General features: G+C 38.0%; 21 protein-coding genes. 6 read left to right on the forward strand and 15 right to left on the reverse strand.

The window, feature by feature from the left end:
• Positions 1-18: 18 nt before the first annotated feature.
• From ACFOOI_RS18170 to ACFOOI_RS18195, 6 genes are all read right to left on the reverse strand, one after another.
• A complete protein-coding gene (locus tag ACFOOI_RS18170; protein WP_379839476.1) occupies positions 19-651 on the reverse strand; it encodes an NAD(P)H-dependent oxidoreductase in 633 nt (210 codons plus the stop codon).
• 58 nt (positions 652-709) lie between these two features.
• Positions 710-1,138, reverse strand: coding sequence for a hypothetical protein (locus tag ACFOOI_RS18175; protein ID WP_379839477.1), 429 nt, complete (start codon positions 1,136-1,138; stop codon positions 710-712).
• Positions 1,139-1,233: 95 nt separating this feature from the next.
• Positions 1,234-2,184, reverse strand: coding sequence for a DUF4412 domain-containing protein (locus ACFOOI_RS18180; RefSeq protein WP_379839478.1), 951 nt, complete (start codon positions 2,182-2,184; stop codon positions 1,234-1,236).
• 227 nt (positions 2,185-2,411) lie between these two features.
• On the reverse strand, positions 2,412-3,167 hold the full coding sequence (locus ACFOOI_RS18185) for a LytR/AlgR family response regulator transcription factor (protein ID WP_379839479.1): 756 nt from the start codon (positions 3,165-3,167) through the stop codon (positions 2,412-2,414).
• 4 nt (positions 3,168-3,171) lie between these two features.
• The gene (locus ACFOOI_RS18190) at positions 3,172-6,276 is read right to left on the reverse strand and encodes a ligand-binding sensor domain-containing protein (protein ID WP_379839480.1); all 3,105 of its coding nucleotides are present in this window, start codon (positions 6,274-6,276) and stop codon (positions 3,172-3,174) included.
• Between the two features lie 149 nt (positions 6,277-6,425).
• Complete coding sequence (locus ACFOOI_RS18195) at positions 6,426-7,169, reverse strand: NIPSNAP family protein (RefSeq protein WP_379839481.1); 744 nt, start codon at positions 7,167-7,169, stop codon at positions 6,426-6,428.
• 226 nt (positions 7,170-7,395) lie between these two features.
• Between ACFOOI_RS18195 and ACFOOI_RS18200 the strand changes: the two genes are divergently transcribed.
• The 4 genes from ACFOOI_RS18200 to ACFOOI_RS18215 all read left to right on the forward strand — a co-directional run bounded on the left by ACFOOI_RS18200 (position 7,396) and on the right by ACFOOI_RS18215 (position 11,605).
• Positions 7,396-8,070: a response regulator transcription factor gene (locus ACFOOI_RS18200; RefSeq protein ID WP_379839482.1), complete on the forward strand. Its 675-nt coding sequence runs from the start codon at positions 7,396-7,398 to the stop codon at positions 8,068-8,070.
• Between the two features lie 33 nt (positions 8,071-8,103).
• Positions 8,104-9,480 (forward strand): HAMP domain-containing sensor histidine kinase, encoded by a 1,377-nt coding sequence (locus ACFOOI_RS18205; protein WP_379839483.1) that lies wholly within the window; start codon positions 8,104-8,106, stop codon positions 9,478-9,480.
• Positions 9,481-9,574: 94 nt separating this feature from the next.
• Positions 9,575-10,522 (forward strand): hypothetical protein, encoded by a 948-nt coding sequence (locus ACFOOI_RS18210; protein WP_379839484.1) that lies wholly within the window; start codon positions 9,575-9,577, stop codon positions 10,520-10,522.
• Between the two features lie 207 nt (positions 10,523-10,729).
• Entirely contained in the window at positions 10,730-11,605 is an 876-nt protein-coding gene (locus ACFOOI_RS18215; RefSeq protein WP_379839485.1) for an aldo/keto reductase, read from the forward strand.
• 259 nt (positions 11,606-11,864) lie between these two features.
• Here the strand turns inward: ACFOOI_RS18215 and ACFOOI_RS18220 are convergent, their stop codons facing one another.
• Together ACFOOI_RS18220 and rhaM are read right to left on the reverse strand one after the other, a co-directional pair.
• The gene (locus ACFOOI_RS18220) at positions 11,865-13,217 is read right to left on the reverse strand and encodes a glycoside hydrolase family 88/105 protein (protein WP_379839486.1); all 1,353 of its coding nucleotides are present in this window, start codon (positions 13,215-13,217) and stop codon (positions 11,865-11,867) included.
• 15 nt (positions 13,218-13,232) lie between these two features.
• Positions 13,233-13,547, reverse strand: a complete 315-nt coding sequence (gene rhaM, locus ACFOOI_RS18225; RefSeq protein ID WP_379839487.1) for an L-rhamnose mutarotase — start codon at positions 13,545-13,547, stop codon at positions 13,233-13,235.
• Positions 13,548-13,792: 245 nt separating this feature from the next.
• Here rhaM and ACFOOI_RS18230 point away from each other — a divergent pair, with 245 nt between their 5' ends.
• The gene (locus tag ACFOOI_RS18230; RefSeq protein WP_379839488.1) at positions 13,793-14,866 is read left to right on the forward strand and encodes a GntR family transcriptional regulator; all 1,074 of its coding nucleotides are present in this window, start codon (positions 13,793-13,795) and stop codon (positions 14,864-14,866) included.
• Positions 14,867-15,279: 413 nt separating this feature from the next.
• Here ACFOOI_RS18230 and ACFOOI_RS18235 read toward each other — a convergent pair whose 3' ends face one another.
• The 7 genes from ACFOOI_RS18235 to ACFOOI_RS18265 form a co-directional block, all read right to left on the reverse strand.
• A complete protein-coding gene (locus tag ACFOOI_RS18235) occupies positions 15,280-16,329 on the reverse strand; it encodes a pectinesterase family protein (RefSeq protein ID WP_379839489.1) in 1,050 nt (349 codons plus the stop codon).
• A gap of 5 nt (positions 16,330-16,334) precedes the next feature.
• Positions 16,335-17,420, reverse strand: coding sequence for a glycoside hydrolase family 88/105 protein (locus ACFOOI_RS18240; RefSeq protein WP_379839490.1), 1,086 nt, complete (start codon positions 17,418-17,420; stop codon positions 16,335-16,337).
• Positions 17,421-17,462: 42 nt separating this feature from the next.
• Positions 17,463-19,361 (reverse strand): glycoside hydrolase family 88 protein, encoded by a 1,899-nt coding sequence (locus ACFOOI_RS18245; protein WP_379839491.1) that lies wholly within the window; start codon positions 19,359-19,361, stop codon positions 17,463-17,465.
• A gap of 19 nt (positions 19,362-19,380) precedes the next feature.
• On the reverse strand, positions 19,381-19,713 hold the full coding sequence (locus ACFOOI_RS18250) for a cupin domain-containing protein (RefSeq protein WP_379839492.1): 333 nt from the start codon (positions 19,711-19,713) through the stop codon (positions 19,381-19,383).
• Positions 19,710-20,867 carry an alpha/beta hydrolase gene (locus ACFOOI_RS18255; RefSeq protein ID WP_379839493.1) on the reverse strand — a complete coding sequence of 386 codons (1,158 nt, stop codon included), beginning with the start codon at positions 20,865-20,867 and terminating at the stop codon, positions 19,710-19,712. Before ACFOOI_RS18255 ends, ACFOOI_RS18250 begins: the two co-directional genes overlap by 4 nt.
• Entirely contained in the window at positions 20,864-21,838 is a 975-nt protein-coding gene (locus ACFOOI_RS18260; protein ID WP_379839494.1) for an alpha/beta hydrolase fold domain-containing protein, read from the reverse strand. The genes ACFOOI_RS18255 and ACFOOI_RS18260 overlap by 4 nt, the downstream gene beginning before the upstream one ends.
• A gap of 278 nt (positions 21,839-22,116) precedes the next feature.
• Positions 22,117-22,704, reverse strand: a complete 588-nt coding sequence (locus ACFOOI_RS18265; RefSeq protein WP_379839496.1) for a hypothetical protein — start codon at positions 22,702-22,704, stop codon at positions 22,117-22,119.
• Positions 22,705-22,943: 239 nt separating this feature from the next.
• Here ACFOOI_RS18265 and ACFOOI_RS18270 point away from each other — a divergent pair, with 239 nt between their 5' ends.
• Positions 22,944-24,974, forward strand: a complete 2,031-nt coding sequence (locus ACFOOI_RS18270; RefSeq protein WP_379839497.1) for a penicillin acylase family protein — start codon at positions 22,944-22,946, stop codon at positions 24,972-24,974.
• The last annotated feature ends 3 nt before the right edge of the window (positions 24,975-24,977 follow it).

Genomic DNA, 24,977 nt, shown 5'->3' on the forward strand with positions numbered 1-24,977 from the left:
AAATCTTTTTGGACTTAATTAGTCAATAAAATTCAGGAATTTATCCTTTGGTGTTCTTACCTTTTTAAGGTTTGCCAACCAGTCGTTTGCTGTGTCTCTATATCCCAAAGGCAATATCGCCGTACTTCTTAATCCTTTTTCAGAAAGATTTAAAAGCTTGTCTAATTCTGCTGCATTAAATCCTTCCATCGGTGTAGCGTCTACTTTTTGTTCAGCTGCTGCTGCCATTGCTAGTCCTAAAGAGATGTACGCTTGTTTTGCTGCATGTGCAAAATTTTGCTCTGCTGACATTGGAGTCAACATGCCAATCAAGTTTTTACGATAATCGTCTGTTGCACTATCAGGAAGGCCTCTTTCGGCGTTCATTCTGCTAAATACCTCGTTTATTCTTTCTTCGGTGTACTTGTCCCAAGCCGCAAATACCAACAGGTGCGAACCGTCTACTATTTGGCTTTGACCAAATGCTATCGGTTGAATTTGTGCTTTTAATTCGGGACTTGTAATAACGAAAATCTCAAATGGCTGTAGGCCAGACGAGGAAGGTGCTAACCAAGCAGCTTCTAAAATGTAATCCACTTTTTCTTGAGATACAGTTTCACCGTTCATTTTTTTGGTGGCGTATCTCCAATTCAAATCTTCTATTAAACTCATGTATGTATAATTAATGTTTATACATCAAACCACTGAGTTAGGTATAGAGTTCAAAAAATCATAAATAATATTTTTCTCTGATTTGAAATAAAAAGAAACCACCTATCAAAAAACCTATGATAAATGAGAGTATATGAAAGCTAACAATACTCGACAAAAGCGATAGTAGGAAACTGTAATACGAAAACTCCCACCCTCGTCTTTTTCGGTCAATAAGGGCTTTGATTGCCAAAATACTTATTAAAATAGAAAGCAATGAAATGGAGATTGCCAAAGCACCCAAAAAATCAAAACTAAACATGGAGATCAAACCCGCAAAAGTACCCAGGCCCATAGCAATAAGGCTCAGCGGCAAGAAAATGACCATCAGCCAAGGGCCATATTTAGCAATTAGTTCTTTCCATTCGGCTGGAATTTGAAAAGGGGCTTTTTCGGTAAAAAGCGGTAAAAGTTCTTTTTCAAGAGGTAAAGTAGGGCTAACTTCCATGGCAAAACATAATTAACTTTGAATAATATAAGATGCAAATAAAAATATGAAAGTAAGCTGAAGTTTAAGTTTCATGGCTTAAAGCTGAGAAAGTATCAAAACATAGATTTGTACCCAGCAGAGCTAAAATTAATATTGTCAGATGGTTTTAGGTCTTCAAACTCCATTTCCATGGTTTCGCCTTTGTCGCCAACAGCGGTGTAACCCAATACCATGCGGCCTTCTTTGGCCATTTTAGCCAGTTCTGGGTGGGCATTGTATGCCATATAGTTTTTTTGTGAAGCTTTCATTCCAAAAGGAGATCCGCCTTGTGACATTTTAGCTGCCATTTGGGCCATTTCGCCCACTTTGTTTTGACTAATCCACATAATCACATTCTCTTTGTCTTTATCGGTTTTTACTTGGTAGCCGTCACATTTGTAACCTGCTATAGTTTTGGTTTGTCCAGTTTTGGTGATGGTCATTTTCTCACTATCTTTTTCTGCCATATCCGCTATTGGGTCATTTTTAAAGCCCATGCCCATCACTGATTTTTGACCGTTTGAGTTTAAAAATGTAAACATCTTTTGCTGCTCAAAATCCATTATCATGGCATCCATACTGCCTGAGGCTTTGGCCATATCTGGGTTGTCAGAGCCCAAAAACTTCACACCTACAGATTGTAAATCTTTTCCAAACATATATTTCATTCGCATGGTAAATTTCTCTTTGGTTTTGGCATTTTCAGTGATGACTTTCATGGTCATTGATGAGCCAAAGGCATAACTTGCTTTGGGAGTGCCACCCATATTTAAGCCTTTCAAAAACCCACTTACATCCGGCTGAGCGTTGGTTTCGGTACTTTCTTCTGATTCAGACTTTGATGTATTTTTGTCTTTTTTCTTTGGACTAAACAGGCCGTCGAGTGCCTTGTCAATACTTTCATCCATTTTCTGATTGACCTTATTTTCTGCTTTTCTTTTTGCCACATCTTTGGGGTTCCAGATTTGGGCTGAAGTGAAATGGAAACTCGCTAATAATAAGATACTTAAAAGTATATTTTTCATGAGGTTTGATATTTAGTAATTAAAATTAGAATATTATTTCCTTTCTTTTAGAGGTTCTTAAAACAAAAGAATTAGAATTTTATTTAATGGAAAATTAGGTGTCCAAATGTGTGATAGTTACTTGATAATAGACGAAGTTATACGAAATAAAGGCAAGAGTTTTTGGTACTGAGTAGATGGTTCAGTTTGCTGTGTGGATTTCTGTTTTTATTGAGAACTTGGTTTCTTTATTTGTTTTTGATATTGAGTTTAGAAAGCGTAAAATCTTTCCGAAGTCGAGAAATGGGTACTTCGTAGCCATCTTTGGTGAGCAATGCTCCACCGCCAGTTTTTAAATATTTTTCTACAAAATCTAAGTTTACCAAATGCGAATTGTGAATTCTCAAAAAGTTGCTTTCTTTGAGCGATTCTTCTATCTCTTTGAGTGTTTTACAGATCACGAGCGACTTTTTGTTATCCATAAAAATCTTAACATAGTTGCTGTCCGATTCAAACCTTATGATGTGGTTCAGCTCCACAAACTCGTAGCCCTCCATGGTAGGCAAAGCTATTTTTTTTGGTTTTTGCTCAGTCGGCTGCATTATCTCCAAAAGGTACTTTAACCTGTCTTCTGACTGTATATCACGTTTTTTTGCTCCCAACCTATTCAAGGATGCCGCAAGTTCCATTTCGTCTAATGGCTTTAGGAAATAGTCAAATGCACTGTACCGGAAAGCCTTCAAGGCAAACTCATTGTAAGCGGTCAGAAATATGACTTCAAAGTCAAATGGTTGCAGGGCTTTCAAGAGTTCGAAACCGTTTAGACGTGGCATTTCTATGTCTAATATCAGCAAGTCAATCGGCGTGGCAATCAGGAATTCTTTGGCGGCCACAGGGTCATTAAAACTCTTGAGGAGCTCTATTTCGGGGCATTTTTTTGACAAAAAGAAACCCAATGTTTCAGTGCTATGAAGTTCGTCGTCGAGTATTACGGTTTTTATCATTTCGTTAGTTGTTTATAGGCAATATTTTAAGGTAAATCACCACTTCGGTACCTGTGGGTTCATTTGTGTTTTCGTCTAGATGATCAATAGTTTTTATCTCAATTTCGGTTTGGTTCATCTCGTTCAAATGTGCTACTCGTGCCAGTGTCATATTCATTCCCATCGACTTGTTTTTATTGAGCGATTTTGACTTCAGTTCAGCTGCTTTTTTTCTACCTACGCCATTGTCTTTAATGCTTATTTTTAGGTGGTCGGGGTCTATTTCTATTATGTCGAGTTTTAAAAGCCCGTCTGATTCGTTTTTTTGCATAATACCGTGCCATATCGCGTTTTCTAAAAAAGGTTGAATAAGCATAGTAGGCACTTTTATAAAGCTGATTTCAATATTTGGATCTACGTTTATTTCAAAACTCATTTTGTCTCCAAATCTCAATTTCTCCATTTCTAAGTATAGCTCTAGGGTGTGTAGCTCTTCTTCTAAACTAATAAACTCAAACTGTGAGTTGGTCAAAAACTTCCGGATGAGTTTCGAAAATTTATTTAAATACGTGGAGGCTTGTTCAGGTTCATTTTTTATGATATAAAACTTAATGGAGTTTATGCAATTATACAGAAAGTGTGGGTTCATTTGGCTCCTGAGGGCTCTTAGTTCGGTGGTCAGCAACTGCTTATTTAAGGTGGCTTGCATCCGTTCTTCTTTTTTTACTTGGTCTATTTTTGATTTATAAAAATAATAGACCATCAAGGCCAAGATGGCAGCCATGAGCAATATAAACCAAATGGTTTTGTAAAACGGAGCTTTGATAAAAAACGTCAAGGATGTAGGCTCAGACCAGTTTTGAGTGCCTATAAACGAAGAGCGAACTTGGAAATTATACAGGCCAGGTTCGAGGTTATTATAAGAAACCGACCTCAGTTTTTTAGGATAAACCCATTTTTCATCTACTCCAGAGAGCTTGTAGCTGTATTTTATGTTTTGGGCATTCCCAAAATCTAAACCAGAAAACGTAATTTCTATAAAGTTTTGATTGGGCTCTAGTCGCAATTCCGTGTTTAAGGGTATATCGTTATTAAATACGCTAAAGTTTACGATTTTGGGTTGGGTAACAAGGTTAGATTTGATGATTTTGTCAGGGTCAAAAATACTAAACCCTTCATCAAAGCCTTGTATCATTTTGCCATCCGAAAGGGAGTTTAAACTTGCCTCAAGGTGGTTTTCGGGCAAACCGTTTTTGTAAGTAAAAATTTGAAAGTCTTGGTCTTTTTTAGAGAATCTGCAGAGCCCTTGCTGTGTGGCTATCCAAAGGTCATCGTTTTTGTCAATCGCCAAGTGTTGAATGGCGTTTGTGGGTAGGCCGTCAGCTTTTGTAATGGTTTTGCCGAGGTCTAGGGTATTGGTGTTTATTGATACCACGCCTTTGTTTTCAGTGCTTGCCCACAGCATGCCAGTTTTGTCCAAAGCCAAGCGGTAAATCACATTTAGGCCATATTCGCTTCCGAAGTTTTTTATGACCTTAAAACTCTTTCGGTCTATCGCACTGATGCCTTTTTCTGTACTAATCCATAGCCTATCTTTGGTGTCTAGCAAAATTTCATGAATAAATCTATTGTGAACCAAACCGCCGTGTTCTTTTAAAAGCGAGTCTGTGGCGTTTGTTTTTAGATTCCATTTGTACAAGCCGCTAATGCGTGTTCCAAGATATAGATTGTCGTCTTTATCGTGGTAAATGCTATGAATCAGTATGTTTTCAAATCCCTTTGGCAGTTTTACAGCTTCTAGTTTTTCTGTTTTAGTGAAATATTTATACAAATAACCCGACGAACTCATCCAAAAATTACCGGCATTGTCTCGTGCAAATCGTAATATATTTGCTGATCGAGGTGTTTTTCTGTCAAACGGAATGGTTTTGTATTTCTGTGTTTTTTTATTGAAAACTAGTAAACCATTTGCCTTTGACAAGCCAATGTAGAGGTTTTGTGCATCGTCAGTAAACGTGAGTGCTTTCTCTATTTCGGTGTTGTTTTCGGGGAGTTTTGTTAAAGGGAAGTTTTGGTTTTCTGGAGAAAAAAGAGACAAACCTTTGTTGGTAACTATCCAAGTGTTCTGCTTTTTGTCTGTAAAAACCTTATATACGCTTCCCGGGGCTATACTCGATTTTGACACAGGGTTGTGTTGGTAAAAATTATATTTTTTGGTCTGTGTGTTAAACACACCCAAACCATGCCCAATGGTACCAATCCATATCTCATGCATGTTTTTTTTGGAAGTAGCTATTACCAAGTTACTATTTTCAGAATTTGTTTGAAAAGGAAAACTTTCTACTATTTCGGTTTTGGGATCAAACGAAATCAAACCATCGCCGCCACGCACGCCAATCCATAGTTTATTTTCCAACCAAACAATTCCTCTCAGTCTATCATTGGTGTTGTAGCCCGACCTGCCGTTTTCAAAATAATAATACCTGATAAGGTTTGTTTTTTCGTCGTAAAGAGCAAGGCCGTCATTTGTGGCCAACCAATATTGGTCTTTGTTATTTGGGCTTCTAAAAATATCATAAATGGTATTGGTGGCAGGCAAAGCCTTCAGGTTATTTGGGTGGCTTTTAGGTGTTTTCTTTATTACTTTTTTAGCTGATTTGTCGTACCAAACAAACATGTTTCTGGAGGTGCAAATCCACAAACGGTTTTTTTCTTTTTCGTGCCATAGGTGGCTGACTCTATCGTTTGGGAGTTGTGATTCGCTGTTTAAACTAAATATCACCTTTCCTGTTTTGGAGTTAAAATAGTCAACGCCTGCTTCATAATGACCTACCCAAAGGTTCCCCGGTGTGTCGGGTTCTATTTGTAGTACGTTGTCGCTTGAAAGGCTTTCTTTGGTATTGGTTAAGCTTTGATAGGTTCTGAATTCGTAACCGTCAAATCTCACGAGACCGTTGTTTGTGCCAAGCCAAATAAACCCTTCGCTGTCTTGGGTAACTCCTTGTATTTTATCGCTCGGAAGGCCTTGCTCGATATAGAAATTCTTAAAAAAACCGTCTTTTTGCCCATAGGTTTTCACCAAGAAGCCACAGAGCAGACAGAGGATTGATATTTTTTTAAGGATATTCATGTGTGTAAAAATACCGAAAAGGATTAATTTATTAAACCTTTTATGCAATCAGCCGTTTTTAGGCCTCAGATGGTAGTATGCAATGAGTATTTGGTATAAAAAAAGGCACGATTAAGTACCTTTTTTTAGAAATCTAATGACAATGTTTTTTATAACTGCGAATACGTCAAAGGCTTTAAAAATGTACGGTATATGTTAGAAACTGTATTTGCATATTCAGGAAGTTTCGAAATTCTTTTCCATTCCGGATGATCCACAAATTTTTTCCAATTGGCGTCACGCTCTTCCATATCTTTGAAACCTAACATGTAGGTCAAACAAGGCATTTGCGGCCCCGCTATTTTTTCTCCAAAAAACACAGAGTGAAGTCCAGTTTCTTTGAAAATATCCAGCTCACCTTGGTTAAACATTTTTACTTTTCTAGTAAACGCATCCTCAGAATAACCCTCGTAAGTTCTTAGTTCAAACACCATGGAGCCAGCTGCTGGTTTTTGAATTTGTGGAATCCCACTAAAAGCCGTGAAAAGAGAAGTTTCGTATCTTACGAAGGGAGCTTTATCTTGCGGTATTTGGTTGTATTCTGCCGAGGCTTCTGCAAATGTTTTATCAGAGCTAAGTCCGCTGTTTATTTTTTCATAAGCGGCCATGCTGCCATACGGTATCAAGACGTAAATTTTGCCCGGTTGGTTTTGGCTCCATTCTTCAAAAGCCCCGATGTTTTTTACGCCCGCACGGTTTAAAGCAGGGAACAGTGCTTTCTCTAAATAGTTATGTAAACCAGCAGCAGGAGTACCAAATTTGAGTTCATACACTCGCATTTCATACAGGTCTTTTTGGGCCGAAACACTAAAGGAGATGAGGAGAAGAATAAAAGCGAATAAGTTTTTTTTCATTTTGATATAGGTTGAATTAAATAATTAAAAAATAAATATAAGTCTTTGATTTTTAAAGTAAGACTATTAGCTAAAAGCATTTCAATCAAAAAAAGTTTTTGTGATTAAGCCTTTTGTTATAAAACATCGTACTTTTATAATTATTAGAGCCATTATAACGTTTGAGTTTTTGGAAAAAAACCAAACCACGAAAGTTTATTACCCCTTTAATTAAAAGCCAAACAGAATGAAAATCCTTCTAGTGGAAGACGAAGTGAAAACCTTAAACCTAATTAAACAAGGTCTCGAAGAGCATGATTTGGAGGTAGATATTGCCTATGACGGCCTTATGGGGCTAACCCTAGCCCAGCGAAATCATTATGATTTGATAATCTCTGACATTATTTTGCCCGAACTAAATGGACTTCAAATGTGCAGAAAAATTAGAGAACAAAATATCAATGCACCCATACTGCTGCTGACGGCTCTGAGCACTTCAGACGATATTGTGACTGGTTTAGATGCCGGTGCCGACGATTACCTTCCAAAGCCCTTTGAGTTTTCGGTTTTGATGGCTCGCGTTAGGGCACTTACCCGCCGTAAGGGAGGAAGTATTTCTACGGCTAATGTGCTAAAAATTGCAGATTTAGAACTAAATATAGATACCAAACAAGTCAAAAGAGGCGAAACCGAAATTACACTGACTGCAAAAGAGTTTAACCTGCTTGAGTTTTTTCTTAGAAACAAAGGTAGGGTGGTTTCAAAGGTAGAATTAGCCGAAAAAATATGGGACGTGACTTTTGATACGGGCACTAACGTGATTGAAGTTTATGTTAATTTTCTCCGAAAAAAAATAGATAAAGACTTCGAGAAAAAACTCTTGCATACGCAGATTGGAATGGGGTATGTATTAAAAGACTAACGCTCGTTTTTTTTAGAATAAGAAATAGATTAAATGTTTAAAAAGTTAAGTATTAGAGGCCGACTTACGCTACAGTTTTTATTGTCAGTGAGTGTTTTGTTTTTGTTTTTTGGTCTGAGTATTTACTTTTTTAGTGATTTATATTTAGAAAAGCGTTTTTTCAAACGCCTTCAAGATCGTGCGGTTACCACTGCCACACTTTTCTTTGATTTTCAAGCCACAGACGACACCATCCTTAAGATAGTGGACAATACAGACAAAGAGTACCTAGTAGGCGAGGTGGTTTCTATTTATGAGACAGATCGGAATCTGTTTTTATTTACAACAGATATTACCAAAGAAGATTTTCATAGAGAATTTCTTAAAAAACTAGATAAGAAAAATAATATCAATTATTTGACTATCAATGGTTATCGCATGGCCGCACTCCGGATTCCTAACCAAAAACAGGAGTATTGGGTGTTTGTGAGTGCTTTAGACAAAACCAGCATTGAGGCACTTCGTGATCTTAAAAATATCCTGCTCGTATTGGCTTTGGTGGCCTTGCTGCTGATTGGCCTGCTGGGTTGGTATTTTGCCCAAAAGGCATTGGGCCCTATTACTTATATTATAGACCAGCTCGATGAGATTTTTCCTAAAAACTTGGGTAAACGTGTAGATCATAGCAATTTCGAAGATGAGATTGGTAAACTGGCAGATACTATTAACAAGCTACTCGACCGTGTGGAGTCTTCTATTCATACCCAAAAAATGTTCGTGGCTAATATATCGCATGAAATCAAGAATCCATTAACTAAGATTTTTACACAAATAGAACTCTTAGAAATGAAATACAAGGACAATCCAGAGTTGCACGAAAAGCTGCTGTCTCTCAGAGCGGATAGTCTGAAGTTAAATCAACTGACGCAAGATATTTTGCAATTGGCACACGTGATATCAAACGATTCAAAGCTGCCCATGGAGGCCACTCGCCTAGACGAGGTACTGTGGGAGGCAATCAGTGATGTGAAAAAATGGAATCCAGATTATAAAATAAAAGCAAAGATGGTGGGCGAAGGCTCCGAGGAGGAGGACTTTATGCTTATGGCCAATGCAGATGCACTTAAGGTTGCTTTCAAAAATTTAATTGACAATGCCTGCAAGTTTTCTTCAGACCAGTCATCAGAGGTGATATTAGATTTTAGCGATCATAAGAAAAGAGTGTATTTCAATAACAATGGTGAGCATATACCAAAAAAGGAAATGGAAAATTTGTTTCAACCATTCTATAGAGTAAATGCTACCGCCAAAGGCAAGTCTGGTCATGGGGTAGGATTGGCGATAGTTAAGCAAATTATTAATATGCACGAAGGGAAAATTAGTGTTTCTTCAACCGAAAGTGGCAATTCATTCGAGCTTCTGTTTCCCTAAAGCAATTTTAAGGGTAATTTAATGTGGGTTTAATTTTGATTTAAGTATGTGCAAATAGTTTTGTAGCATAAATCAAAATAAATCAAATAGAAATATGGAAACAGGTCACTCACCAAATAATCAAAACACACTTAAAATAGGTATTGTAGTACTTTTAGCGGCTATCGCTTTATTGGGATACTTATATTATGGATCTAAAAACGAAAACACAGAACTTCAAAAAATGCTTTCTTCGAAAGTAGATGAGCTGTCTGTAACCAAAACAAAGTTAGATTCCATCTCAGTAGCATTAGATGAGAAAATCGCTGAAGTACAAGCATTAGGTGGAAGCATAGCAGAACTAGAGAAAATCAAGACTCAATTAGAAATAGATAAGAAAAATCTTAGAAACGGGAGTAGTTTTTCTGCAAAAAAATATGAGGCTAAAATAAAAGAATACGAAACTTTCCTAGCTGAAAAAGAAGCGGAATTGGTTAAACTAAGAGAAGAAAACGGTATGTTGACATCTCAGAACTTAACGCTGCAAGAAGAAAAAGCAGAAGTGATTACTAAAAACCAAACGCTTTCGGTTCAAAAAGACTCTTTGAAAACTAAAGTAACGGAGGTTAGTACTCAAAACGAAGACTTAAAGAAAAAAGTAACCGTAGGATCGGCACTTAAAGCGGTAAATGTACAAGTAGTTGGTTTGACTTCAAGAGGAAAAGAGAAAGAAGGTGAGTTGAAAAATAGAAGAGTAGATCAACTGAAAGTGTCTTACATATTGCCTTCAAACCCACTTGCGTCACAAGACAACAAAGAGGTTTATATGAGAATAATGGATCCGGACGGAGCAGTTCTTAACGATATGGCCAAAGGTGGAACACTTAAGTATGCCAATCAAGAGCTTGGGTACAGTGTGAAACAAAAAGTGGCGTATACCAACAATGACCAACAAGTAGACATGTACTACAAAAAAGAGCAATCTTTCAAATCAGGGAAATATGACGTAGAGTTGTTTTCTGAAGGATTCAAAATCGGAAAAGGGAGCTTCGTGGTGAAGTAAAAACTTTTTCCCTCCAAAAATGAAATCATAATGGTTTATAGGGTTAAATTCGGATTCCTGCGTCGAGCTTTCGATGCAGGAATTATCATGTATAGGCCTGGCTTAATTTTATAGAATGAAAATGAATTTATATTTAATCAAATTAAGTGCTGACTTTCTTTTCCAAAGGCAAGAATCTATCTTTGTACTTTAAAACAATGCAAGAATATGAAAAAGGTATTATTAAGTGATAGTGGTCCCAAGGTAAGCGAAGCTATTTATGGCTTTTGGCGTTGGGAAGATTTTGGAACAGAAACGCATTCAAAACTAGAAAAAGTAATCAATCTTTGCCTAGACCTTGGTATAAACACCTTTGACCATGCCGATATTTACGGTGGCGGAACCATAGAAAGCCATTTCGGGAATATTATAGCTAACTCAGCAATAAAGCGTGAGGACTTGGTTCTTTTTAGCAAATGTGGCATCAGAAAATCAGATACAGGAAAAGAGATATTTGATAATTCTCCGAAATATATATTAAGTAGCATTGAGCAGTCGCTTAGAAACCTAAAGACTGATTATTTAGATATATTTTTATTAAACCAAAGCGATTTTTTGGCTGACCCTGAGCAAACTGCCATGGCACTAGCGGAGGCTGTTAATAGCGGGAAAGTGAATCATATAGGTGTGGCTAATTTTACGGTTTTTCAACATCAGTTACTTGCTTCTTATTTGTCTAAACCTATAGTTACCAATCATATAGAGATGAATTTGATGAATATCTCGGCTTTGGTAGATGGCCGTTTGGATTTCATTAAGCAGCAGTTTTCTAAGCCATTGGCTTGGTCTCCCTTGGCAGGCGGCGAAATCTTAGAAGGAAAAGAAGGAAAAGCGAAAGTATTGAACGCCAAATTGGCTAATATATGCAAAAAATACGATGCTAATATCGAGCAAACTGCTGTGGCTTGGTTAATGCAATTGGGTACTTTGCCAATCATCGGGTCACTTTCTGAAGAAAGAATTAAAAACGTAGCAAGTGCATCTACCATAAAACTCAGCAGGGAAGACTGGTACGACATCTACCAAGTTACCCTAAACGGTTAAAAAGTCTCCGAAATTGAGGATAAAAAAAACATGCTTTTCAAAAAGAAGCATGTTTTTTTATGGGGAAAATCAAAAGTACTTTAAGTGGAAAATAAGGTTCAAAATAGTTATAAGCCCCTAATCGCCAAGATTTAAGTGTAAGTATTCCACATTCATCATCAACCATCAACTATTATCAATCCTGCATTCAAAATCCAGCATTTAACATTAACCATTCAGCATTCACCATTCAGCATTCAAAATTCAGTATACAAAAACCTCATTTCTTAAGCTGCACTGAGCTGTCGTTTATTTCGAAGGTATTGTTATTGAGCAAGTTCAATATTTCAGCACCTGCTAATAGGGTAGGTCCGTAGCCATGGGCAGCAAAAGGGCTGATAGGTCTGTGATAATAAAACGCAGGGTCAAAGGCCATGCCGGTTCCTACGCAAGTGCCTTCCACTTGACCTTTTTCGTTTATTTTGGTGGAAACCGCATTCCATCCTAAAATTGCAGTAGGCGAATACGCCATTTTGTCTATCCAGCCTTGGTTAATAGCATGAGCGATACAGTAGGTGTAAATGGCCGTTGCGGAGGTTTCAAGATAAGAGTCCTCTTTGTCGAGCAGTTGGTGCCAAAATCCAGAGCCAGATTGATATTTTATCAGCCCTCTGATGTGCTCTTGCAGCATCTTCATGACTATCGGCCTGCCGGGGTGATTCAGTGGCAACACATCCAATACTTCTACTTTGGTCAGAATAGCCCAGCCGTTTGCTCTTCCCCAGTGAAACTGCGGATGCTCCTTCATGCCTTCTATCCAGCCGTGCATATAAAGGCCTTTTTCTTTGTTAAACATTTTACTGTGAAACAGCTGAATTTGCTTTACGGCTTCGTCGTAATACATTTTATTTCCGGTGTATTTGCCCATATTGGCAATTGCGGGTACACCCATAAACATGTCATCGAGCCACAGGGCGTCTGCTTGTGGTCGCATTCTGGCCAAAGTCCCATCTTTTAGGCGGTGCTCTTTTTTCATGATATAGTCAATGTGCGTATCAATCAGCATTTTGGCTTCTAAGGTTTCACCCGCCATTTTAGTTTTTAGTATGGCCGTACACATGGCTCCGCAGTCGTCGAGAGCTTTGGGATTAAGTAAACCTCTTAACGGTCCTAAGGTAGCCCAGTTTTCGTTTGCCTCCGATGTTTTTTTGAAATATGGAGCCGCATTGGCTATAAACTTGAGTCTATCGGTGGTATATTTTTTGTATTTGTCTTCTCCCGTTGCTTTTTCTAAAGCTAGCATAGCACCGTAAGTCACGCCCCATTCATAGCTAACCAATCGGTAATCGCTTTTTTGGAGGGTAGTTTTACTGTTTATTTTAGATAAATCAGTTAAAGGCTCATTGGTCTCAGCATCCATAAAGCCAGCTGGGGTAACGGCATTTAAATAATTAAAAACTCTATCCATCGAGGCTTTTACGTTTTCGGTTTTCGGTATACCGTAAGGAACCGGATAATCGGGCTTAATAAGGTGAAGCGGGGTGTTGCTGTCGTTAGCATTAGTTACGTTTTTTTGAGCATAGACTATAGTGCTCCCTAGCGTCAGAACTGCGAGTGTTATATTTTTTAACATATTAAATTAGATAGATTAAGGCATGTAAAATACTTCTTTTAACGGAATGCTCACGGGCGAGTTGTCAGGGTTTGATTCCATGATATCTTTCATGTACGCCCACCATTTTTTCATAATTTCTGTATGGGGCAATTTATCCATTTCAGCGGGTGATTCTACGGTCAGCACCCCAAACAGGTCTAGCGTTTTTTCATCGAAAAAAATGGAATAGTCAGATATGCCGTGCGACTTGAGTAAGGCAACCAGTTCGGGCCATATCTCATCGTGTCTTTTTTTGTATTCCTGTTCTTGGCCAGGATTAAGTTTCATTTTAAAAGCGAGTTTGCTCATTATTTATTAAGGTTGAATGTGTAAATATATACATTTTCTAAAAGATGAAAGTCCTGCACAGTTAGGTGTTTTTTTTATGCATTTGTGTAAGATTGACATGTTTATTATTATTCGGTAACGATTGCGTAAATATTTAAGATGCTTACTGCCTTTTTTTAGAATATTAAATTTAAATTTATTGGACAAAATGAATTTTTTATTTTGTTTTTTTGATTTCTTTCAACCAATTCTAACTAAAAAAAAAGATGTATATAAACTCACATAATGAAGAAAAAGGGGGTTTGAAAGACAAAGCTCATAGTCAGCTAAGTTCACTTCAAATTAACCAGAAAGACAAAACGCCTAAATATAAACAGATTGTAAAATCGGTAATTAAGGACATAGAGCGTGGCTATTATACCAAAAATGACCAGTTGATGTCAATCACCGAGTTAAGTATCGAATATTTGCTTTCGCGTGATACCGTAGAAAAGGCATACCGTGAACTCAAAATATTAGGTTACATAGAGTCTGTGCACGGGAAAGGCTTTTTTGTAAAGTCAGTAAAAGAGCAAAAAACGAAGGTTCTTTTTGTGATGAACAAAATGAGCTCTTATAAAAAGATAATCTACTATTCGTTGTTAGAAAAACTCGGCAGTGATGCCAAGGTAGATTTGCATATTCACAATTATGATTTAGAGGCTTTTGATGACATCATCGAAAAAAACATAGGTAACTATAATTACTACATCGTGATGCCACATTTCAGAAATGAATATCAGCCAGAGAGCATTCAGCGAATACTGAATAAAATTCCGAAGAATGAATTGATTCTTTTGGATAAAAAAATAGCAGGTTTTGAAGATGTTCCTACTATTTATCAGGATTTTGAGAAAGACATTTTCAATGTTTTCGAACAAAACTTAGATATCCTAAATAGATACGAAAAGTTGGAGTTTATTTTTCCGGCAAATGAAAATTATCCGAAAGAAATAGCTCAAGGGTTCAGAACATTTTGTGCATTCAATAACATTACATCTGCTGTGTCTACTTCGGCTAATGACGCACTTCGAGGTTTTGAAAATAAGACCTTGTATGTAGTTATAGAAGACAATGACCTTGCCTCTGTCATAAAATTCAGTAAAGAGAAAGGCCTTAAACTAGGTTCAGATATTGGTTTGATTTCATTTAATGACACCACTTTGAAAGAAGTGCTAGGCGTTACAGTTATCACGACTGATTTTGAGGCCATGGGAAAAAGAGCGGGAGAAGTGCTCCTAAACAAACTGAAAATAAGTGAGAAAAATGATTTCTACCTGATTAATCGAGATTCGGCTTAAGAACGTTTTTTAAATATAGATTGAAATTAGAAAAGGAGCCTGTGGTTTTACATGGCTCCTTTCTTTATGTCTAATTTTGAGTAAGTCAAATTGGTTTTTTACTACTGTCAAACGGGCAAATTTTATTTTTAAAGAAAACATAGCTTAAACCTACCATTGAAGCCATTTTTTAAACATTTTGAAAACCACCCCCCCTTTCATTAACTGGGTCGCTTGCCAGCGGGGCCTCCATTTTTTTTCGAAAAAAAACGGAGCAAAAAAAACTGCACCCTGCAAACTCGCACAATTAAAATTCTTATTGTCAAGGTTCTAATAAAAATATACTTCCCAAAAGAATTTTAACAGTGCTCAAACAGTGCAGGGCGATCTAATGATAAATTTTCTATTTTATTTACCCGTTTGACAGTAGTTTTTTACCAAGCTTTACCAAACATTTTTTTGAATGTAAAGTCTGAGCTTTTAGCGGTGGTGTTGTCTTTAAACCAAGCAAAGTCTTGACCTTCTCTTTTGCAGTTTTTATAAAAAACACGGTGTCCCCACTCCAGTTTTCTATCGCCAGACTGATAGATGGGAGCGTCTGCCATTTCTTTTGAGAAATGACAATCAAACAAATACATTTGAGCTTCGCGGTGGTATCTTCCCAGTTTGAATCCTTCTTTTCCTTCAAATGAGCAGTTTTTTAAAACCGTTTTGTCCGACTCTTTCGCTGAACCGTCGTGCCAGATTGCAGCAGAAAGGTTATGACAAATGAATTTTGAATCTTCGATGAGGGCATTGCCACGTGGGCAATACAAATCTACATGACCTTCTATGATACAGTCTTTGAAATAATAAAGTCCGCCATCTACGTCCCAAGGGCTTACGGTATCTCCGCCGCCTGATCTAAAAACACATCCTAAAAACTGAAGTCTCGTGGCTCCCGGCATAGATCTAAAGGCAAATTGGTGGCCGTCTTTTCGTACTATTTTCTCTCCATCTTTTTCGCCTTTTTCTCTCGGAAGTGCATAGTTTTGAATTGTGGAGGTACTGGACTTTCCTGCTTCGTTTGGACAAGAGATTACTTCATCGCCTTTTGCAATAAAACCGTAGTCATTTAGAATCGTTAGGTTTTTAAATATCACATCTGACGCCATCACGTTTACTGTAGCGGCTCCATAATCGTTAGGGTTTTCACATCGCCAAATATCGCGTGCTTGCGTAAAGGTAATCACCACGCCTTGGGCACTTTGTCCTTCTAAAACCAAGTGATGACGAGCTTCATCGATAAAGAGTTTTTCGTTGTAAGTTCCATTTTTGATATAAATAGTCTTGTATTTTTCTTTGGTAGGCACAAAACTCTCTATTGCCTTTTGGATGGAAGTGAAATCTCCACTTCCATCTTTGGCTACTGTAATTTTATTTTTGGCGAATGCCATTGCTGGTAAAAGACAAAGAACAAAACCAAAAGTTTTCAAAAATCGCATTTTTGTTATTTTTTTAATTTTATCACTTCTGAGCCAGCTAACAGGTAAGCTCCGCTACCAAAAACTTCGTAGCTGTCTTTGTCAAAATTCCTTCTTGGATCGGCACCAATTGGCTGTACCCAACCCACTTTTCCGTTTGCTTGCACAAGCGTATTTAAGCCTTTCCAACCTTTTTTGATTACAGGTAGATATTCTTTTTTTGGAAGTAAACCCGTGTTTACGCCCCACGCTAAAGCATAGATATCAAAACCAGAACCTGAAGCCTCTCCGCCTGGATATGCCTGTGGGTCAAGCAAACTTGATCGCCAAAGGCCATCTGCCTGTTGAAGTTTAGCCAAACTAGCAGACATTTCTTTAAAAAGAGTCTCATAAAAACCACGCTGGGGATAATCTTTCGGTAGCTCATTTAGAAGTCTCACTAAGCCGCCCATTACCCAGCCATTTCCTCTGCTCCAAAAAATCTTTTTGCCGTTTGCCTCAAGTTTTTGGTTGCCGTTTTTGTCCATAAGATACGATGCGTCTCTTGCAAACAAGTGCTCGTCTTGGTTATAAAGCAAATCGTAACATTCCTTAAAAAACTTATCATTGGTTGCCAAAAAAGATGCATCACCTGTTTCTTTGGCAATTTTGGCAAAAGTGGGAGGTCCCATAAAAAGGGCGTCGCACCACCACCACGAAATGCCGTGGTTTGCTATCTCTTTTCCTGGCCAAAACTGAATTTTGATTAAGGTATCCCAAGTGGGTTTAATAAAGCTCTCGTCTTTTTTTATTCTGTAAATATCCACATAAGTCTGGCTGATGGCGATGTCGTCCGCATGGTCGTATCTATGGCCAGGTTTCCAATTGGTTCTTTCACCCAAAGCCATCAGTGAATCAAGTATCCACTGCTTTTGGGTGGTTTCGTAAGCGGCCGTTACGCCTGCATAGAATGCCCCGTTTGTCCAGTCAGTAGGATGGTGCAATGGATTTGCAAGTTGCCAAGCGGTAACTTGCTCCATTTTTGATTTAATAAACGCCGGTTTAAACTCTTTTTGAGCCCAAACGCTTTGTGTCAAAAGACACAAGATTAGAATTGAAGTTATACGTTTCATTTTTTTGAAAAGGTTGAATATTAAAAGGTTGAAATTGGTCGCTTATTTTTTTAGTAGCCAGTGTGCTAAATCCTTAGCCGCCTGGAAGTTCTGGTATTCGGTTGGTATTTTTCGAGCATCCACATATTCGTTATATAGCCAAGGGTCGCCTATTACCAAAACCTTTCCTTTGCCGTATGTGGCAGTCGCAATGATTACATCGCCGCCTTCTTCTACTACCGAAGTCGCATTAGGCTTATCTAAGTGTAAGGTTACGAGTTCTTTAACGTATACTTTTTTAGTATTTGGAAAAACAGGATTACCGCTTGCTATCAGGAGTTTACCTTGCTCATATTGGTTTCCTTGTACCATGTTTCGGCTTTTGTTAGTAAAACTAATGCCAAACTTTTTTATGAGTTCGTTTGTATGCGGTATTTCGCAGTTGGCGGTGTCGTTTGCCATTACCAATAGCGTTCCTCCTTTTTTAACCCATTTGGCAATATTTTTAATGTCATTTTTTTCAATAAAATTCGGAAGCTCTGTCTCCTTTTTTGTATCTGGATCTACAATGATATAAACATCTAAATCCTTGAGGTTGGCTTTTGTTGGGTTGCCTTTTATGGCTACTGTTTCCGCTCCCATGTTTTCAAAAATACTACCAAACCACAGGAAACCTGAGTGCTGGGTGTCTTCCCAAGTATAGTGAAATTGCTCTGTTTTGCCATCAAATCCTTTTCTGAATTCTCTGTTAAAGTGATAGTCTAAACCTACTTTTTGGCCTTTTGCAGGAAAACCTTCGGCTGCTAATTCCATTTCTACCGAGGCAAAAATAAATGGACCAACACCTTTTAAGTCATTTTTACGAATAGGTTCACTTAAGTAATATTCGTATGAGCCGTCGCGGTATGGGCTTCCACCGAGGCCGCCTACGCTCACGGTTTTGTTTAAACTAATAGTGCCATTCGGCTCTTTTTCAATAAATTCTTTTAAAATGCCTTCATATCCTTTTTTTGCAGCACCAAAATACGAAGCAGGCAAATAGCCTTTTCTAACGCCTTTGGCTAATGCAAACACAAACATACACGACTCCGAAGCCTCTAGGTAGTTACCTTCTTTATTGCCCAGTGCTGTCATTTGATACCAAACCCCCGAGTTAGCATCTTGATATTTTACCAAAGCAGGAGCAAGTCTGTTTAGATAGTTAATGAGGTTTTGTCTTTCCGGGTGGTTTTCAGGGAAATAGTCTAGCACTTCTACCAAAGCCATGGCGTACCAACCAATAGCTCTACCCCAGAAATGAGGCGAAAGTCCGGTTTCTTTATTGGCCCATTTTTGTTCCTTTTTTTCGTCGTAGCCATGGTATATCAAACCCGTAACTGGGTCCACCGCATATTTTTCTATTAGGGCAAACTGTTTTGCTATATGGTCAAAATGTTCAGGGTAATTAAACATTTTTGCGTATTCTGCCGAAAAAGGTTCCGCCATAAAAAGGCCATCTAACCACATTTGGTATGGATATCTTTTTTTGTGCCAATATCCACCTTCATCTGTTTTAGGTTGATTTTCTAGCTGCTTCCAAAGTTCATCTGCAGCCAATTTAAACTTTTCTTTACCAGGTAAACTTTGCTGATATAGGGTCAAAAGTGCCCTTCCTGTAGAAATATTGTCAAGATTAAAATCGTCGTATTTGTAGGTGTGTTTATCGCCATTGGCTTCCACAAACCTGTTGAGGTCTTTGTGTATGTAATTAAAATACTTTGGATCTGCCGTGCGTCTCCATACTTTGTCTATTGCTTTTAGCATAAGGCCTTGTTCGTAGTCCCAAGTAGAGGTAGTTCGGGGTTTCACTACTATTGAGTCTGGGTACCAACTCATAAACGAGTCCGTCATCTGAATAGAATATGGCGTTTGAGCAAATAAATGGGTGCTACATAAAAGTATAGCCACTAAAACATTTTTCATTTTCATCGTAATTAAATCTTTATTTTGGCAAAAAATCTTCTCTTAAAGGATTGAATACATCAACTAAAACGCCGTCTTCTAAACACACGGCTCCATGCAATATATCTGAGGGGATAAAATATACATCTCCGCCTTTTAAAACCTTCATTTCATCACCGATTGTGATTTCGAAAGTGCCGCTGTGTACAAAACTTGCCTGCGTGTGTGGGTGCTTGTGAACTGCCCCAACGCCGCCTTTTTCAAAAGCAACTTTTACAATCATCATGTTTGGGTCATGAGCCATTATTTTTCGCTTTATTCCGCCCCCAAGGTCTTCCCAATCAAGATCACTGTCTTTTACTAATGTGTTCATTTTATGTTATTTAAAATAGTTAATATTTGTTCGTTTCCTTGTACCGCATTGGCGGGCAAAGGATATTCAGAAGTGTATACTTCTAATTTTTCTTTTTCTAAAATTGTGTTTTTGGTTTCATTACTTAATATAAGGTCTAAATCAAATTCTTTTGCTAAAAATGCATACATGGCTTTTCTCTTCGAAATTCCATAATCGTGTTTCTCTTGTGCAAGATGTACATTTTTTACCTTGTTTTTGGCATTGTAAAAACCATAAATACGCTGAATATGCGGAAATTCAAGTTCGGGTGTATGTTTGGTCCAGTCGTCTCCATCCGAAATTAACAATTGCGATTTCGGAGCAAAACACGCAGCAATTTCTACATTGGTAGTTGCGTGGCTGCCTCTTTTATGAATTGGCATGCCGCTTTCGCAAACACAACCTCCAAAGAAGTAGCCCGAGACCATCACCACCGGAATTGACACTTTTACGCGAGTATCTATGGCTGCTAACAAAAAGGTTTGGGTGCCACCCCCAGACTCGCCTGTTACGGCTATTTTTGTAGTGTCTACTTCAGGAAGCCCGCACAAAAAGTCCAATGCCCGTATGCTATTGATGGTTTGTAATTTCAGTGCTTTTGATATTTTATGTTCGCACTGATGCATATCGCCCACGCCCACCATGTCATATATAAATACCACTGTACCCATACGGGCCAATGAGGCACATCTGTGTTGTGCTGAGGCTCCAAATCGAGGGTCAGTACCATGGCCGTGCGGACTCAAAACGGCGGGTAATTTACCCTTAATCTCAGCAGGTTTATATAGATTTCCAGAGACATATATGCCTGGGAGACTTTCAAAAAAAACATTTTCTACGGTGTAGCCTTCAAAAGTCTTTTTGCTATGAAAAGTGGCATTTATAAGCGATCCTGAGGTGATGGAGGTTATTTCTGCCCCTTCTCTAATTCCTTTTTTGATTAATTCAGCTCTTTGTTCCCATTGGCTTATGTTGGCATATTTTGAGGCCAAAATTGCATGCTCTGTAACGGCTTGGTTTTCAGTAAAAAACGCCCGGGACCTTAGATTTGGTTGCTCCGAATTAAATTGGCCTTTCGCCTGGTAAAAAGTGATAATGATAAGGGGCAATATGTAAAGTAAGAATTTCTTCATTTTTCTAAATTTTCGTCTAAAAATGCGTCTATTCTATTTACCGTAGGCAAAAACCACTTGTCTAACATACAAAACGAATGCGGGGCTCCATTAAAAGTATAAACTTCTGAGTGTATGCCCAATGCGTTCATTTTTAAAATCATATCTTCTCTGCCAGCGTGCATTCTGCTTTGGCTACTATTTAAAAATAAAATGGGGGGATCGCCCGCTGACACATGATTAAGGGCACTTGCTTGTTGCCAAAGAGTGGGGTTTTCTGTTTTTAAATAACCGAACCAATGGGTTGCCGCTGAGGTATTTTTAGTATCATCGCCTTCTCCAGACTCGGGGTGGATGAAAGCTAAAATTCCGTCAATGTCTACTACAGCGTTTATTTTAGCAGAAATGGCGGGGTATTCAGTTTCTGATTCAAAGAATTTTTCGTTTGAGGTGCTGCCCATTAGTGCGGCAAGTTGCCCACCTGCCGAAAAACCTACTGCGGCTATTTTGTTTGGGTCAATGTTAAAGGCTTTCGCATTTGCCCGCATGTATTTAATGCTTGTTTTTAAGTCAGTTACGGCAGCTGGATACAGGGCGTGCGTTGATAGTCTATATGCGGGAGTTAGGACCACATAACCTCTTGAAGCTAAAATTGCCGCCATTTCATGGTGGTTTGACCTATCGCCCGAACGCCAGCCGCCTCCGTGAATCAGTAAAATGCCAATTTGAGGTTTTGTACTTGATTTTGGAGAAAAAATATCGAGGGCTAAATTATTATTTTTCGAATAAATGATATCCTTCTCAATATTGATTTGAAGGTCATTGAAATTTACTTGGGCAAGTTTTACATGGGGAAATTTCCCAATGGCTGACTTTAAGGCTTGAGTTTTGGTAAAAGAAGTATCTTGTTTCTGTGTAATACCAGAAGTATTTTGACCAAAAGAAAAGGTCAGGTTAAATACAATACTGCCCATTACCAGTAAAAATCGCATAAACGGATTGATTCTATTTTGGTTGAATTTACCTCAAATAAATGGAATTTATTGGATTTAGAATAGAAGAATTCTAAGAATATTTATGGGAACGATTGCAGTGGATTTGGCTTAGGCATAATAATATTAGAAAATAGCTTAAAGTGCCTAACGGAGTGATTTGTTACAGTAAAATAATAAGTTGGTGGTAAAATTATAATCATGAAAATTGGGATAAGACACAAAAAAAGAGCCAAGCTTTCACTTGACTCAATTTGTAGATTTACAGATTCTAAATCTTATAGAGCTCCAGAAACTAAGCTCACTAATTTACCTAATTTTTTCTCAGTGGCTCCGGCCGCTAATTTTCCGAAAAGACCTTTTTTGTCTAATTTACCCACACTTTTTGTAGTTGAGCCTAACATTTTAGAAAACTGAGACTGTACACCTGACCCTAAAACTGATGACCCGCTTGACAATAAGTTTAAGTTGCTCGTTATAGCCGATCCTTTGCCTAATAAACTAGATTTTCCGCCTCCCAACATAGACTTTAGTCTGTTTGCTGCGATTAGCATTTTAATGGTGTTAAATATTTTGCTTAGGCTTCCTACATTTAGTTTGCCTTGAGATGCCAATGGAATCAAGGCTTTAAGACCACCTGCTTGGCTCAATATTTTTGACTTTAAATCGGGGCTACCGGTGTTAGCTTCTTTTTCTAAAAGTGAAACTCCGGTACCTAATAATGTGGCGATTTCTGAGTTGTTGCTGTAATTCCCAGCCAATGATGTTACTTTGTCTAATACTCCTTCTACAGACATTTGTCCGAAAGATTGAACGGATATGAATAACATTAGAGATGCGAAAATTGCTGATATCGATTTTTTCATTGATTGTATATGTTTAAATGTTTATGCTTTGTATACTATTGATACGTAGCTTTTACCAAAAAGACACAGATAATTTAGTTATTTAATGGCCTTTTAATAGAATTTTTAAAAAATATTTATACATTTTCATTTTGTAAAGTATTGATTATTAATTAATTGAATTGTGTAGTTGCGACTTTTTTGATTTCGTGTTTTTTTGTCAACAAAATCGCGTATATTCACCTAACTTAATCATCCTTATGAAGAAAATACTCCTACTGCTCGTATGTTCTATCGGTGCTTTTGCACAAATCAACACCTCCGAAATTCAGATTGCCCGTGACAAATGGGGAGTTCCCCATATTTTTGCTAAAACCGACGCCCAGGTTGCGTATGGCTTGGCTTGGGCTCACGCCGAAGACGATTTTGAGACCATTCAACTAACAGTTTTGGCAGGAAAAGGAATGTTGGGGCAATATAAAGGTAAAGCAGGGGCACCCATAGACTATGTGGTTGGCTTGCTCCGTACCAAAGAAACTGCAAAGCAACATTTAAATGACCTCTCGCCAGATTTCAGGAAAGTGGTAGAAGGCTATGTGGCTGGTCTGAATGCTTATGCTTTGGCTCATCCAAAGGAGGTTTTTATTAAAAAAGCTTTCCCTGCAAATGTAGAAGATTACCTTTCGTCTGTGGTGCTTTCGCTTGCGGTTATATCGGGTGCTGATGCAGAAATTCAAAAGATTTTTAATGGAAAAATAGGGGAGCCCCAGCTACCTAAAGGTTCTAATGCTTTTGCTTTTTCTTCTTCAAAAACCACCGACGGTGCTACGTATTTAAACATAAACTCTCATCAACCGCTGGAAGGCCCCGTGGCTTGGTATGAGGCTCATTTAATAAGCGAAGAGGGCTGGAATATGCTCGGAGGGCTGTTTCCGGGTGGGTGTACGGTTTTTCATGGTACCAATGAAAACTTAGGCTGGGCACACACGGTTAATCACCAAGACAAAATTGATGTGTATAAATTAACTATGAAAGACGCGACTTCAAATGAATACAAATTTGATGGCAAATGGGAAACCTTAGAAGTGAGAAAAGTACCTTTAAAAGTTAAAATGGGCTTTTTGAAAATACCTATAAAAAAGAAGGCGTATTGGAGTAAATATGGTGCTACTATAAAAACCGATAAAGGGATATACGCCATCAGAATGGGAGCAAACCAAGACGTGAGGGGCATAGAGCAATGGTATAGAATGAATAAAGCTCGCAATTTTTCGGAGTTTTATAAAGCAATGGAAATGGTGGCCATACCTGGTTTTAATACCATTTATGCAGACAATACAGATACTATATTTTATGTAAGCAATGGTAAAATTCCGCTAAGAAATCCCAATTACGAATGGCTGGGGGTATTGCCAGGTGATACAAGTGCTACACTATGGACTGGTTTTCATTCGTTTAAAGATTTACCTCAATATGTAAATCCAAGTTCGGGATATTTGTACAATACCAACAATACGGTTTATAAAGCGTCTGGAGAAAAAGACAATCTCGATCCAAAAGATTTTGATCCAACTATGGGATATGAAATGACAGACAATAACCGAAGCATGCGGTTTAAGGAGTTGGTAGATGGTTATGAAAAAGTAGGTTTTGATGATTTTAAAAAGATAAAATATGACGGGCAGTATCCGGCTAAATTTTATTTTCCAGTTGATTTTAATGTTTTAACCCGTATAAATGCCCAAAACTACCCCGCTGTAAAAGCCGAAATAGAGAAACTACAAAACTGGGATAGGAAATCAGATATAGCCAACAAAGGAGCGGCGATGTTTTCTGCATTTGCGTATAAGTTAAATGACAAATATGGTAATACACCGCAGGTTTTAACTGAAAGTCAGGTAGTTGAACTCGTGGCTGAAGCCAAGGCCGAATTGCTAAAGAATTTTAAAACTACGGACCTGACCTTGGGCGAGGTTCAGAATTTGGTGCGAGGAGATAAAGCTTTGGCTTTGCCTGGCTTACCAGATGTATTAGCTGCTATGTATACGGTGCCTTATAAAAATGGCGTACGGAAAGGTGCAGCAGGGGAGTCTTATATTCAGTTGGTAAAATTCAAGAAAGGGAAAATGCCTGAGATTGAGTCAGTGATAAACTATGGAGCATCAAACCGAAAAGGGAGTCCGCATTATGACGATCAAATGGAGCTTTTTTTAAATCAAAAAACTAAAAAAATGACATTAGACAAAGGCGAAATAATAAAAAACGCAGAACGTGTTTACAGTCCAAAATAAGTC

This window comes from Lacihabitans lacunae (genome assembly GCF_042649125.1).
Lineage (GTDB): Bacteria > Bacteroidota > Bacteroidia > Cytophagales > Spirosomataceae > Leadbetterella > Leadbetterella lacunae.